Origin of the sequence: Ruegeria sp. HKCCSA071 (genome assembly GCF_017872555.1) — a bacterium.
In the GTDB taxonomy this organism is placed as follows: domain Bacteria; phylum Pseudomonadota; class Alphaproteobacteria; order Rhodobacterales; family Rhodobacteraceae; genus Ruegeria.
The window spans coordinates 1,589,372-1,601,940 of sequence record NZ_JAEDOX010000001.1 but is presented as its reverse complement, the minus strand read 5'-3'; the positions used below and the strand labels follow the sequence as shown (position 1 = coordinate 1,601,940).

Genomic DNA, 12,569 nt, shown 5'->3' with positions numbered 1-12,569 from the left:
CGCGGGATGGAGCAGCCCGGTAGCTCGTCAGGCTCATAACCTGAAGGTCGCAGGTTCAAATCCTGCTCCCGCAACCAGCGTCAGAAAACCCCAACACTGCCCGTTCAGACCACAAGTGATCCCCCGGATCTATTGCTTAACCTCTTAACCTCGTCAGCATCATAACCTCAACCGCAGAGGATCAAATCCTCTCACCGCAACCAAATATAACACACAATATCAGATTGTTACGAACCGCCTCCCGGCGGTGTTTCTATTTGCGCAAATACCGCCGGAAAATATTCTGGAAGCAGATGTGGCGAAGTCGATGTGTAGCAATCCAGCACAAACTATTTACACAAGTCCACGCAAGAAGTCCCGATGGGCCCAAAAGCTGCCGATGATCACACTTCAGTCTTTCGGTTGTAGCCCTTGGGCGGCGAGTTTACTGCCGAAAGCTGAACGCGGCTTCAACTATGTCATTGAGGCACTGATTGTTTTGGTAGCTGGGTTGGCGTTTCTTTGGCAGTTCGCAGCAAATAATGTAGAGCGAAATGCGCATCATCTGCCGGGGAATGTAACAACAGGAGGCGAGGGTGACTTGCTCAGCGCGGGATAGGTCCAGACATTTGGGGGCAGCTCAAACAAGAAAATCACTCAGTACCTTGTTGAACAGCTCGGCTTTTTCCAGATGCGTCGCATGAGCAGATTCTGGTATCACCGCAAGATTTGCGTTTGGAATTGACTGCCACAACTTTTCGGTTTGGCTCCAGGGGTAGGTACGATCACGGTCCCCCCAGATAACCAGTGTTTTGGTTGTGATAACGGGCAGGAGATCGGTACCGCTCCAGCAATGCATGGCATCCAAACCTGTAAGTATGGCTTGCAGGCTGCTCAGCTCGGCGATTGAAGCACATTCTTCGTAAGCTTCAGCTTTTTCCCGCTCAAGGAACCAGGTTGCTGCAATTCGCCGACCGGTCGCTTGCGGGCCGTCAATGCAAGCCCGTCGCTTTGTTGTGTCAATCGTTTCGAACCGCCCTGGCAAAACACCTACGGACCCTGTGCCATAAAGCACCAATTGGTCAATCCGCTCGGGTGCGCGAGCAATCATTTCCTGTACGACCATCCCGCCCATCGAGTGGCCAACCAGGTGAAATTTCTCAATGCTACGCGTCTTCAGCTCATTCAAGGCCCATTCAGCATAATCTGAAATGCTGCCGAGAGCTTCGAGCTGTGCATTTTCGCCAAAACCCGGCAAGTCAAGCGTTATGATCTTGTGGCCTGCCATTGCCTCAACCTGCCCTTGCCACTGCCGACTGCCGCCCAAAAATCCATGGACAAAAACAATGGGTGTCATTTCCGACCGCCCTGCACAATCCGATCCAGGATCATGGCGCAGAACAGGATTGAGAACCCGGCAAGGATACCCTGGCCGACGTTTGCGTATTGCAACGCTTCCAGAACGTCCTCACCCAGCCCTTTGGCTCCGATCAGCGAGGCGACGACAACCATCGCCAGCGACAGCATGATGGTCTGGTTGATCCCGGCCCGGATCGATGGGCTTGCCAGTGGCAGGTCTACCTTGGTCAGCAAATACCACTTATTGGCGCCGAAACTGATCGCTGCTTCTCGAACGCTTTCGGGTACGCCACGCAAGCCCAGCACAGTCAGGCGCACCACGGGTGTGCCACCAAAGATCATGGTGACCACGACGGCTGCGGGTTTGCCGACACCGAAGAACGCGATTACCGGCACCATGAAAACAAAGGCTGGCATGGTTTGCATGAAATCCATGATAGGCTGGATAAAAGCATAGAACCTTGGGCGACGCGCAGCGAACATGCCCAGTGGAATCCCGATGACGATCGACAAACAGGCCGCCGTCCCCAATAATGCCAGTGTGGTCATGGCGCCTTCCCAAAACCCCAATAGGCCCATATAGGCCAGAAACGCCCCGGAATAGATCGCCGTGCTGATTCCCGCAGTCAGCCAGGTCAGCAGAATGATCAGGCTTGCGATCACGATCCATGGTGTTTGCACCAAAATAACTTCAAGCGCGTCCAGCAGCGTTCGTATGCCGAAGGTCAGCCCGTCAAAGAAGGCCACACTGTTTCGTACGCACCAGGCGATAAAGTTTTCGACCCATGTGATACTGGTCAGCCGGATGTTTGGATCTGTCGGAAATTGGCTGAGGATCGAAAATCGGCCCGGGAAACTGTAGTGCATCATCGCCGCCGCGACGATCAAAACCATGAAGATCGCACTGAATACGATCTGAGACACTGGCATGGCGGACCGAATGGAACGGTCTGACAACCATTCCGAGAAGCGCGCCTCAAGCGCCCAATTCGCCACCTGCGACTGGATAAGCTTGACGATAATCAGAATGGCCAGACCGGTCAGAACGATGTAAGGCCCTTCAGCGGCCATTGCTTCGGCTTCGGCCCTGATGCCGCCAATGTTTTCCTCAAGCGAGTCTACAGTACGTTGATAGACATCAATCTTGTCTGAGTTGTTTTCGATGGCTGCGGCCAGCTGTTGACGCCGCAGTTCAAGCGTTCCTTCAATCGAAGCGATACGTTCCATTGCATCGGCGGCCAGGTCACCGAACAACCCTCGGGCAATCTGCACGTAGGCTATCGTTTCGAGGATCAAAAACGGTAACGCCCATGTCCACAGGCCCCGCGCACCGAACCAGACCGGGCCAAATAACCCGGCCATGAAGTTGAAGGTTGGCGTAAAACGGGATGACGCCCCGATCTTGTCGAAATTTCGTATGTAGTAGTCCGGGCTGGTGCGAACGAATGTCCGAATGTTTTCGCGCCGCTCTTCGGCATAGGCCAGGGCCGCTTCGCTTTCGGTGTCTTCCAGCGGATTCACATCTGAGGTGCTCATGACACTTCGGTCCCTTCGATCACGGTGCGCAGCAGGTCGGCACGGGTTATGACGCCAACATCCACGCCGCCGTCCTCGACCAGGATTGCGCTGCTGTTGTCGATTGCCAAATTGATCAGGGTGCTGAGATTTTCGCTCTCATTCACCCGTGGGGCGTCAGCCGGCAGAGGCCCGTCAACCGCGACGTGTTCAGGTATCGGTCGCATAACCGCATGGGCCCGCACCACTTTAAGCCGTGAAATACCGGCGACAAAATCGGCCACATAGTCATCTGCAGGGTTCATGACGATGTCTTCGGCCGTTCCGATCTGTACCACCTTGCCGTCGCGCATGATCGCGATCCGATTGCCAATGCGAACAGCTTCATCCAGATCGTGGGTGATGAAAATGGTGGTCTTCTTAAGGATCTTGCTGAGCCGGATGAATTCATCCTGCAATTGTCGCCGGATCAAAGGATCGAGTGCCGAAAAAGGTTCATCCATCAAAAGCACATCCGGGTTGGCTGCCAGTGCCCGAGCCAAGCCTACACGTTGCTGCATACCACCTGACAGCTCGTGCGCGAATTTCGATCCCCAAGCGCCAAGCTCAACGATGTCGAGAATGGCCGCGGCCTGGCGCATGCGTTCATTCTTGCTGACTTGGCGAATTTCCAACGGCATTGCCACGTTATCCAGCACTGACCTATGCGGCATCAGCGCAAAGTTCTGAAATACCATGCCTATCTTGCTGTTGCGAAACTGCTGAAGCTCCTTTGGCCCTAAAGCCATGACATCGGTACCTTCGATTTCGATCTTGCCAGCGGTCGGTTCCAGCAGCCGGTTGAAGTGGCGAACCAAAGTGGATTTCCCACTGCCGGAAAGGCCCATGATGCAGAAAATCTCGCCCCGATTGACCGACAGGCTGACATCAGCGACGCCGACGACGCAATTGTATTCTGCCAGCACTTGCGCCTTGTTCAGCCCGCGGTCGCGGATCGCTTGCAGCGCCACTTCCGGCCTGCTCCCGAATATCTTCCAGACATTCGAGATTTCAATAACGGTATCGTCGCTCATGGGTCCCCCAGAGGTCTGCACTTGGGTGGCGCCACCACCTGCCGCCACCCTGTTTCCTGCGTGAGATCAGAGGCCCAGCCACGCGTCGACGCGATCCGGGTTTGCTTCGACCCATTCGCGGGCAACTTCTGCCGGATCACGGCCCTTGCCGCTGATTTCATAGGCAAACCCGCTGACATCATCCGCTGTCAACGCGAAATTAGCAAAGAAGTCGGCAATAGCTGGCGAACGTTCTGGCAGGGAATTGGACCATGCGATCTGCACGTTCTTGAGAGCGTCCTTTGTCGCGACCGTGGATTTGTTGTACCAATCCGGATCGTCGGAAGGCTGGATCATCACGTATTTTGCAGGATCGAATGTCGGCTCGGTCAACATCTGCACGTCGAACATGTACCAAACCGCGTGCGGCTTGTAGCAGTAAAAGGCGTACCCTTCACCCTTGGCGATGCTGTCCTTGATCCGCGCGGTCTTCACGCTTTCCTCGGCACGGATCGGTTCGATGAAATCAAGCAGGCCATAATCCCTTGTCTTGACCTCGTTTACATTGGCCGAGGCCCAACCCGGTGCGCCAATCCACATCTCACCTTTGCCATTGCCGTCACTGTCCATCAGGGCAGCCACATCCGGGCGACCCAGGTCGGCGATGTCGGTGATGTTGTTGGCTTCACCAAAATCCTTGCTGACGCAGAACCCCTGATTGCCTTCATAGGGATTTGAAGACAGAGTCACAGTACCCGCCTCGTCGACGTATTTTTTGGTAAAGCTTTCCTGATTGGGCAGCCATACGTCGGGATGTACGTCGATATCGCCCTTGCCCTGATCCATCGCCTGAAAGATCGTGGCGTTGTTGCCAGGCACATATTCCACTTTGCCACCGATGCGCATTTCCACGACCGCGCCCAGCAGATGAGCAATGGCTTGGGCGCCGGTCCATGACGGGACACCGATTTTTACCTCTTCAGCCGCGAAAGCGGGCATCGCGAAGATGCCAGCCGCAGCCACCAGGCTTATTGTGTTCAACTTGGTTCTCATGGTCTTCTCCTCTGTTGATATGCGCCGTGTTTTTGACGTCGTATTCTCTGTCGTTCCACTTTCCCATCGCGCAATAGGGTCGTGCCAACTTTTCTTTGGCCGCAACTTCGGACGGAAGGCTGACAATAAGTCCTGCCGCCGGACCCTGTTCAGAAGTCTAGATCAAGAGCTTTTCTCAGAGCCAATTCGAACATTTCATCAAACTATTCGTATTCTGCATAATTTGAATTATGCTTGGAGAATACGTTCATTAACACGCAGGAACACCCGTTGGATCTGAATTGGTTACGTGACTTTGAGTGCCTTGCCCGGACCCTGAACTTCACGCGCGCTTCTGATGAGCGAAACATTACGCAATCCGCATTTAGTCGCAGAATCAAAGCGTTGGAGAGCTGGGTCGGGTTGCCTCTGGTCAATCGGGCCACGTATCCTGTACAGCTGACGGAAGCGGGTAAGCAGTTTTTACCCGTTGCCCTGACAGCGATCTCACAACTGTCAGAAACACGCCAGTCCTTGCGGGATTCAGACCGGGGCGATAGCCGGTTCATCCGATTTTCGGTGCTTCACACCATTGCGGTTAATTTTTTGGCAACCCGAATAGAAGAGTTGCAGAAGCAGATCCCAGATTTGCGCACTCGCGTCCTGTCTGATTCCTTAAGCACCTGTTGTGACCTTTTGGTCGAAGGCGTGGTGGATATCCTGCTGTGCTACAATCACCACTCAGTGTCACCCATGATCAATGAAGCTGCATTCGAGCGTAAGGACCTGTTGAAGGACCGGCTGGTGCCCGTGGCGGCCGTTGAACCGGTGCGCGCCTTGGGATGGGATCTCGGCAGACAGGATGGCCCGCCTATCCCTTACCTGTCCTATGACCGATCATCGTTTTTGGGCATGGTCGTCGAAAATACTGTTGATCGGAAACCCCAGAATACCGAGACCATCTATGTCGATAGTCTGGTGGAAACGATCAAACGGCGACTGATGACGGGCAGCGGTTTTGCCTGGATGCCCGAGACAGCTATTTCTTCGGAACTGGATCAGGGGTTGCTGGTCCCAGTTGGTGATGAGGCATGGTGCGCCACATTGACGATTTCTGCCTTTTCCAATCCCGCGGCCTTTGACCAGACCGCACGACAGCTATGGGAACTGTTGTGACGGTGTTGGTCGTCACCTTCGAACCTATTTGAAGTATTTCGCTCGCCTGCAACGCTATTCGCAAGGATGCGCGACGCGTCACGGGCCAGACAAGCTTGCCCACACTGCGACGAAGGGCGCATCGCAGGACAAGCCAGGTTCAGGAGTATTTGTCCCGTTTGTCTGAAAGAATTTCAGAGTTCTTCTTCGACCCGGACATTCGGCCGGAAAATCATCAGACCTAAGCCCGATGTAGCGCAGCAAGGCCCGGGATATTCTGACCCCAATACAGGAAAACGCCTCGAACAGGATTGGATACGAAAATGAAGATCCAGAAAAGAACCGGTCAGCTTCTAAGCACTGCAGCGCTTGCCTCGCTGATTGTGATGACACCTTATGTGCCGACCTTCGACGCCGAGGGCCATCTGCGTTTGGAACCCGCTTACGCGTTCGCAAAAAGTGGGAAGGGGAGTGATGGTGACGGCGGGGATGATGATCGTGACGGCAACTCCGGGTCAGGCAGTGGCGGTGATCGTGATGATGACCGGGATGACAGTTCCGGATCGGGCAAAGGTGGTCGCGACAGCGATGATGACGACGATGATGACGATGATGACGACAGCTCGTCACGCTCGGGCCGAGGCAGCGGCAGCGGTAAGACGGACCGCTCTCAGTCTGGAGGGCGATCATCTGGTTCAGCCGGAATAACAAAGGTCGAAACAAGCGCGAGCGGCATTGAAGTACGCTATGCCGACGGTACCAAGGAAGAGATCGAAAACGGTCGATACGAAAGAAAGAATGCGCAGAACCGAACCGTCGAGGAACGACCTGCAACCGGTGCCGACGTTTCGCGCCTTCGGTCGATGGCAAACGGCATCTCAATCGATAGCGTGCGTTCGCAAGGGCAGAGCGGTGGCGCCGGAAGTCGTCCTGCAAAAATCGAGATTCAGGGCAACAATATCGAAGTCAGCTACACGAACGGCTGGAAGGAAGAGATCGAGGGCGGACGATACGAGTTGAAAGACCCGTTCAACCGGACCGTTGTTGAAAGAAACGCAACTGCAGCGGACCGCCAAAGGCTTCAGTCGGTCGCCAACTGAGCAACGAACTTTGACGAATGTGCGGGGCGGTTTCTTTTCTTGAGAGACCGCCCCGGTCATTGAGCGCCTGACCCTTAGTCGTTCTTGTTCCAGGCCTCATGCGCGATAAGAGCGGCCTCCACCCGGTTTCGCGCATGAAGCTTGGACAGGATCGCCGTCATGTAATGCTTGACGGTTTTCTCTTGTATTCCCAACTCATCGGCTGTTTCCCGATTGCTCAGCCCTTTGGCGACGCGTCTTAGGATTTCTTCTTCGCGATGGGTAAGATCATCTATGGCGTCAGTTTCTTTCTGCGATCCACTTCCGCGATTGATCTGAAGCAGCATACGCGAAGCAAGACCCGGCGAGACGAACCCTTCACCCGAGGCGATACTGCGCAGCGAAGCTGTCAGTTCGCGCGCGGTCACGCCTTTGACGATATAGCCAATGGCGCCAGCCTCCAAAGCGTCTGCGACGTCACTGCTATTTTCAGAGACCGTCAATATCGCGATGAAAGGCGGGTTTGCCATTTCGGCAATTCGACGGGTCGCGCTTATGCCGCCACCGGGCATCGACAGGTCGAGGATGGCGATGTCAGGTTGATGGGTTCGGACAAGGGAAACGGCCTCATCCGCGTTTGATCCGGCGGCAAGAACCTTGAAGCCGTCGGCCTCCTCCAATGTGCGGTGCAAACCGTCCCTGAAAATCGGGTGATCATCTGCGATAACGACGGAAGTTGTCATGATGCACTCATCTTTCTGGGAAGCAACGTCATAGCAACAGTGGTGCCCTTGCCTGGGGTTGACGTCACTTCGAACCGACCGCCAATGCTTTCGACCCGGTCACGCAAGCCGACAAGGCCCTGTCCCCCGTCCTCACGCAGAACCGTCTCGCCGGAGGGGGCGAACCCGGGGCCGTCGTCGCTGACCTGAACGGTAATGCGATCATCTTGTACGTCGCAGGTGACAGTGCACTGGGACGCGGGCGCATATCTTGCGGCATTGGAAAGCGTTTCCTGCAGGAACCGGAAAACGCACAACTTGCCCGAGATTGACAAATCAGGCGACGGATTGCCTTGAAAGGAAATACCGGGGCGAAAAGGGCTGTGCTCGGAATGGTCCTCGACAGCTCTTTTCACGACATCAACGAGCGCCAGGTTTTCGATGTCCGGCGCGAACAATCCCCGAGAAAGAGCGCGAATTTCTGCCAAAGACTTCTGCAACGACTGTTGAATTTCTTCGGCCTCGGTGGGCATCTCCGGCCTGTCGCCGAATGCGGCCTCCAGTCGAAGGGCGGCAAGTGACAGGTATTGGGCGGGGCCGTCGTGCAGTTCCGCGCCGAGTTTCCTGAGGAACCTGTCGGTTTGCGCGGCATATCTTTCCGATGCATCAATGACGCGCGACCGCAGCATGGCATTCTGCGCTGCCATCTTTTCACTTTCGGCAAGACGGTCGTTCAGAAGGCGTCCTTGCCTTCGAATAGTGTTGTCGCCGATTGCGACAATGGAAAACAGAACAACCGTGCTTGCTGCAAAGGCCGAGCCAACGATCAACCAGCTTGTTCTTCGGGCTCTGGCCATGTCCAGTTCCAGCTGATCGGCCTTTTCATAAAACTCGGCGACCGCGATGATTTTCCCCGACCAGATTTCGCGAATGGGGCTATAGACTTCCAGTAATGGAATGCCCAGCGCAGCCTCTGCCGCGCTTTCTTCGTCGTCCAGCTCTTCAAATGAGCCCGAGATTTCTCCGTTCCACGCACGTTTCAGGTCATCTGTCGGCTCGAACCGGCGACCGATGATGGCGGGATCCGATGCGTAGGCAATCTCGCCCTTCTGTTTCCAGAACTTGTACGAGGCAATGCGTTCGCGCATCGGCTGGGTCATGAAGATCTCGTCCAGCGCCCGGCTGGCCTGTTCGGACAGTCGATCTCCATGCGCCAGCTCCTGGCTGAGTGGGGACAAAATGCTTTCCATGTACAATGCCGCGGAGTTGGCGGAATTTTGTACAACCGCGTTTTCGATCCGGTTCGATACCCAGTGACCTACAAACACCGTTGCAGTCCCCATGACCGCAACACTCGCCGCGAGAAAAACGCGCGACAAAGACCAGTTGCCAATTGTCAGGTCAGTAATTTTGGGTCTCATTTCGCAATCGACTATGAACGACAATTGCTTGACGCGCTACAGACCATGGTCTGATGCGCTTCTCAAATGTTCCAAACCTGATGCGTAGATCGGGACTTGGCCCTTTTGGGTGCACCCCGGCAGGTTCCCGCGTCCCGATCCCAATCCCGGCTCAACGGGTTTTCAAACACTCCGCCAGGGTTTGCGCCAAGTTACGAATGACTTGCGGGTACAGGGACGGCCCGGGTTCCAGAGCCGAGCCCTGCGGATCGATCACACCGGATCGCGCCGATGTTCCATCCAACACGGTTTCGACGATGCCCGGATTGAACTGTGGTTCGGACAATACGCAATTGATGCCTTCGGCGTGAATGCGACCTTGAATGGCGGCAATTCGCGCGGGGCTTGGGTCGGACGCGTCGCTCAGGGAAATCGCGCCCGATGCAGGGAAACCGAACGAGACCTCAAAATACTGGTAGGCATCATGAAACACGATGAAACTGCCGCCGCGAACGGGTTCAAGCAACTCCGCCACTTCTGCGGAAAGCGCAGTTATTTCTTCGCGCGCGGCTTCGGCATTTGCCACATACGCAGCGGCGTTGTTGGGATCCGCTGACGACAGTTGATCCGCGATCAGGGTCAGCCAGGCTTTGGCATTCGTTGGCGACAGCCAGGCATGTGGGTCATGAGAGTCATGATCATCATGGCCTTCGTGATCGCCATGGTCGTCATGGTCTTCGTGACCCGCATCGCCCGCGTGATCATGCGCCTCAAACAATGCGTCTTCCCGGAACTCAAGAAGCCCCGTACCCTTTGCGTCCAATAGGGCTGTGGCGGTCGCACCTTGGGCAAGATTTTCTATCGCGCTTTCCAACCAGGGTGTCAGGTCTTCTCCCACCCAGAACACCAGTTCTGCATCTTGCAACGCGGCTGCCTCGGACGGGCGCAGATTGTATTCATGCGGCGAGGCACCCGGTGCGACGATCAGGGCAGGTGTTCCCACACCCTCCATGACACGGGCCACCAGCGAATGAACCGGGGCAATGTCCGCGGCAACGTTTGGCGCATCTGCGCGGGCTGGTCCACCCAGCAGTGCAACAGTGATCGACAATGGAAGAAGAAGCGTTCTGGACATTGGGCCCTCTGTGTGATTTTATAACATTTCAAGCGGCAATACATGATATGTAATAACATGACAAGTGATGTGCACCCAGTTAATGGCAAAGACGCGGCCCCGGTCGGGTTTCAGGAACATGACCACCAGAGCTGCGTCGCAACGGCTCTGACATCCGCCGAAGTCCGGTGCAAAGCGGAAGGGCTGCGGCTGACGCCGGTTCGGCGCAAGGTTCTTGAGATGTTATTGCAGGAACATCGCGCCCTTGGAGCCTATGCAATCCTTGACCGGTTGCGCGACGAAGGGTTCGGGTCCCAGCCTCCGGTCGCTTATCGGGCGCTGGAGTTTCTTGTACAAAACGGATTTGTCCACAAGATCGAGCGGCTGAACGCGTTTGTCGCCTGCTCTCATCCCGGCGCTGCACATTCACCTGCTTTCATGATCTGCCGAAAATGCGACGCCGTAGCCGAGGCGCAATCTGCCCCGTCCAAAGGTGTTCTTGGTGCTGCCGCGCGCGCGGCGGGTTTCGAGATCGAGCGAACGGTTGTAGAGGCTGAAGGTCTCTGCCCCGACTGCACCGAAAAGGCATAAAGATGGCGCTGATCACTGTCGAGAAACTCAGCGTCCGCTATGGCGCGCATACCGTACTGCATCATGTGGACATGGTCATTGAGCCGGGTGAAATCGTAACCATCGTTGGCCCGAACGGATCAGGAAAGACCAGCCTGCTGCGGGCCATTATCGGTGCGACACGGCCTTGTGCCGGTCAAGTGTCACTGAAGCCCGGATTGAAAATCGGCTATGTGCCGCAGAAACTGCATGTCGATCCGACACTACCGATTTCTGTCGAACGGTTCATGCGTCTGACCGATCCTGTGTCGCGCAGGCAATGTGTCGAGGCGCTTGAATCGGCGGGTGTGCCGGATTTGTTGCAACGCCAGATGTCGCAACTGTCGGGTGGACAGTTCCAGCGGGTGCTGCTGGCTCGGGCTTTGATCAACCGGCCGGATATCTTATTGCTGGACGAAGCGACTCAGGGGTTGGACCAACGGGGGTCGGCCAGCTTTTACCAGCAGATCGAGGCTGTCCGGCGCGAGACCGGATGCGCCATTCTGATGATCAGCCACGAACTGCACGTGGTCATGAGCGCGTCGGACCGGGTGATATGCCTCAATGGGCATGTCTGTTGCGAAGGATCGCCGGCTGTGGTCGCCTCGGCGCCCGAATATCGGGCCTTGTTCGGAACCGGAACTGGCGGTGCGCTTGCCCTTTATCGTCATGAACATGATCACAATCATGATCATGACCATGATGCGAGTACACAGGAAGCGGCGGAATAATGCTGGATGATTTCATGATGCGGGCAACGCTCGCCGGTATTGGCGTGGCGTTTGCGGCGGCCCCCCTTGGGTGTTTTGTCGTTTGGCGTCGCATGGCGTATTTTGGCGACGCAACCGCACATGCCGCGATTTTGGGCGTGGCCCTGTCCCTGACGTTTCAGATGTCGATCTTCACGGGCGCCCTGGCTGTCGCTTTGGTCATGGCGCTGACCGTTTCGCTTTTGGCCGGTCGCGGCTATGCGATGGACACGCTGCTGGGGGTCCTGGCGCATTCTGCGTTGGCCTTTGGGCTGGTTGCAGTTTCATTCCTGTCCGGTGTCCGGATTGACCTTATGGCGTATCTGTTTGGGGATATTCTGGCGGTCTCCCGTTCTGATCTGGTCGTGATCTGGGGCGGTGCGGCGCTTGTCGTGGCGCTGATTGTCTGGCGATGGTCGCAACTTCTGACCGCGACATTGAACGAAGAACTGGCCTATGCCAGCGGCTTCGATCCAAGGCGAGAGCAACTGATCCTGACCCTGTCTCTTGCCGTGACCGTGGCGGTGGCGGTCAAGGTTGTGGGTGTATTGCTGATCGCCGCAATGCTGATCATTCCGGCGGCAGCGGCGCGTAACCTTGCGCGGTCACCAGAAACGATGGCCTTGATCGCAGCGGGAATAGGCGCGCTTTCAGCCATCACGGGGTTGAGGGCGGCGTATGTATTCGACACTCCGGCAGGGCCTTCGATCGTCTGCGTTGCCGCGATCGTGTTTGCGTGCCTTGGCCTGATTGGATGGGGAACACAGGACAGGGCTTAAAGGTTCCGTAGGTCTTCGCGGCCGT

At 56.0% G+C, this 12,569-nt stretch carries 13 protein-coding genes and 1 tRNA gene; 7 read left to right on the top strand and 7 right to left on the bottom strand.

The genetic code is table 11. The annotated features are described in order from the left end of the window. Together I9188_RS07920 and I9188_RS07915 are read left to right on the top strand one after the other, a co-directional pair. Positions 1-77 (top strand) — tRNA-Met (locus I9188_RS07920). A 170-nt stretch (positions 78-247) separates the two neighbouring features. Then, positions 248-598, top strand: a complete 351-nt coding sequence (locus tag I9188_RS07915; RefSeq protein ID WP_209599585.1) for a hypothetical protein — start codon at positions 248-250, stop codon at positions 596-598. 21 nt (positions 599-619) lie between these two features. Here the strand turns inward: I9188_RS07915 and I9188_RS07910 are convergent, their stop codons facing one another. The 4 genes from I9188_RS07910 to I9188_RS07895 form a co-directional block, all read right to left on the bottom strand. Beyond that, on the bottom strand, positions 620-1,336 hold the full coding sequence (locus I9188_RS07910) for an alpha/beta hydrolase (RefSeq protein ID WP_209504847.1): 717 nt from the start codon (positions 1,334-1,336) through the stop codon (positions 620-622). Then, positions 1,333-2,874: an ABC transporter permease subunit gene (locus I9188_RS07905; RefSeq protein WP_209504846.1), complete on the bottom strand. Its 1,542-nt coding sequence runs from the start codon at positions 2,872-2,874 to the stop codon at positions 1,333-1,335. Before I9188_RS07905 ends, I9188_RS07910 begins: the two co-directional genes overlap by 4 nt. Then, on the bottom strand, positions 2,871-3,926 hold the full coding sequence (locus tag I9188_RS07900; RefSeq protein WP_209504845.1) for a glycine betaine/L-proline ABC transporter ATP-binding protein: 1,056 nt from the start codon (positions 3,924-3,926) through the stop codon (positions 2,871-2,873). The genes I9188_RS07905 and I9188_RS07900 overlap by 4 nt, the downstream gene beginning before the upstream one ends. Before the next feature lie 66 nt (positions 3,927-3,992). Further along, the gene (locus tag I9188_RS07895; RefSeq protein WP_209504844.1) at positions 3,993-4,958 is read right to left on the bottom strand and encodes a glycine betaine ABC transporter substrate-binding protein; all 966 of its coding nucleotides are present in this window, start codon (positions 4,956-4,958) and stop codon (positions 3,993-3,995) included. Positions 4,959-5,192: 234 nt separating this feature from the next. Here I9188_RS07895 and I9188_RS07890 point away from each other — a divergent pair, with 234 nt between their 5' ends. Together I9188_RS07890 and I9188_RS20195 are read left to right on the top strand one after the other, a co-directional pair. Then, on the top strand, positions 5,193-6,113 hold the full coding sequence (locus tag I9188_RS07890; protein ID WP_245223703.1) for a LysR family transcriptional regulator: 921 nt from the start codon (positions 5,193-5,195) through the stop codon (positions 6,111-6,113). 302 nt (positions 6,114-6,415) lie between these two features. Next, positions 6,416-7,192 (top strand): hypothetical protein, encoded by a 777-nt coding sequence (locus I9188_RS20195; RefSeq protein ID WP_245220433.1) that lies wholly within the window; start codon positions 6,416-6,418, stop codon positions 7,190-7,192. Between the two features lie 74 nt (positions 7,193-7,266). Here I9188_RS20195 and I9188_RS07880 read toward each other — a convergent pair whose 3' ends face one another. The 3 genes from I9188_RS07880 to I9188_RS07870 all read right to left on the bottom strand — a co-directional run bounded on the left by I9188_RS07880 (position 7,267) and on the right by I9188_RS07870 (position 10,428). Beyond that, the gene (locus I9188_RS07880) at positions 7,267-7,914 is read right to left on the bottom strand and encodes a response regulator transcription factor (RefSeq protein WP_209504842.1); all 648 of its coding nucleotides are present in this window, start codon (positions 7,912-7,914) and stop codon (positions 7,267-7,269) included. After that, positions 7,911-9,236, bottom strand: a complete 1,326-nt coding sequence (locus I9188_RS07875; RefSeq protein ID WP_209599584.1) for a sensor histidine kinase — start codon at positions 9,234-9,236, stop codon at positions 7,911-7,913. Before I9188_RS07875 ends, I9188_RS07880 begins: the two co-directional genes overlap by 4 nt. A 229-nt stretch (positions 9,237-9,465) precedes the next feature. Next, positions 9,466-10,428, bottom strand: coding sequence for a zinc ABC transporter substrate-binding protein (locus I9188_RS07870; protein WP_209504840.1), 963 nt, complete (start codon positions 10,426-10,428; stop codon positions 9,466-9,468). A 57-nt stretch (positions 10,429-10,485) separates the two neighbouring features. Here I9188_RS07870 and I9188_RS07865 point away from each other — a divergent pair, with 57 nt between their 5' ends. Genes I9188_RS07865 through I9188_RS07855 form a run of 3 tightly spaced genes read left to right on the top strand, consistent with a single transcriptional unit; the run spans position 10,486 to position 12,544 of the window. After that, positions 10,486-10,998, top strand: a complete 513-nt coding sequence (locus tag I9188_RS07865; RefSeq protein WP_209504839.1) for a transcriptional repressor — start codon at positions 10,486-10,488, stop codon at positions 10,996-10,998. A gap of 2 nt (positions 10,999-11,000) precedes the next feature. Then, positions 11,001-11,747, top strand: a complete 747-nt coding sequence (locus I9188_RS07860) for a metal ABC transporter ATP-binding protein (protein ID WP_209504838.1) — start codon at positions 11,001-11,003, stop codon at positions 11,745-11,747. After that, on the top strand, positions 11,747-12,544 hold the full coding sequence (locus I9188_RS07855; RefSeq protein WP_209504837.1) for an iron chelate uptake ABC transporter family permease subunit: 798 nt from the start codon (positions 11,747-11,749) through the stop codon (positions 12,542-12,544). Before I9188_RS07860 ends, I9188_RS07855 begins: the two co-directional genes overlap by 1 nt. The last annotated feature ends 25 nt before the right edge of the window (positions 12,545-12,569 follow it).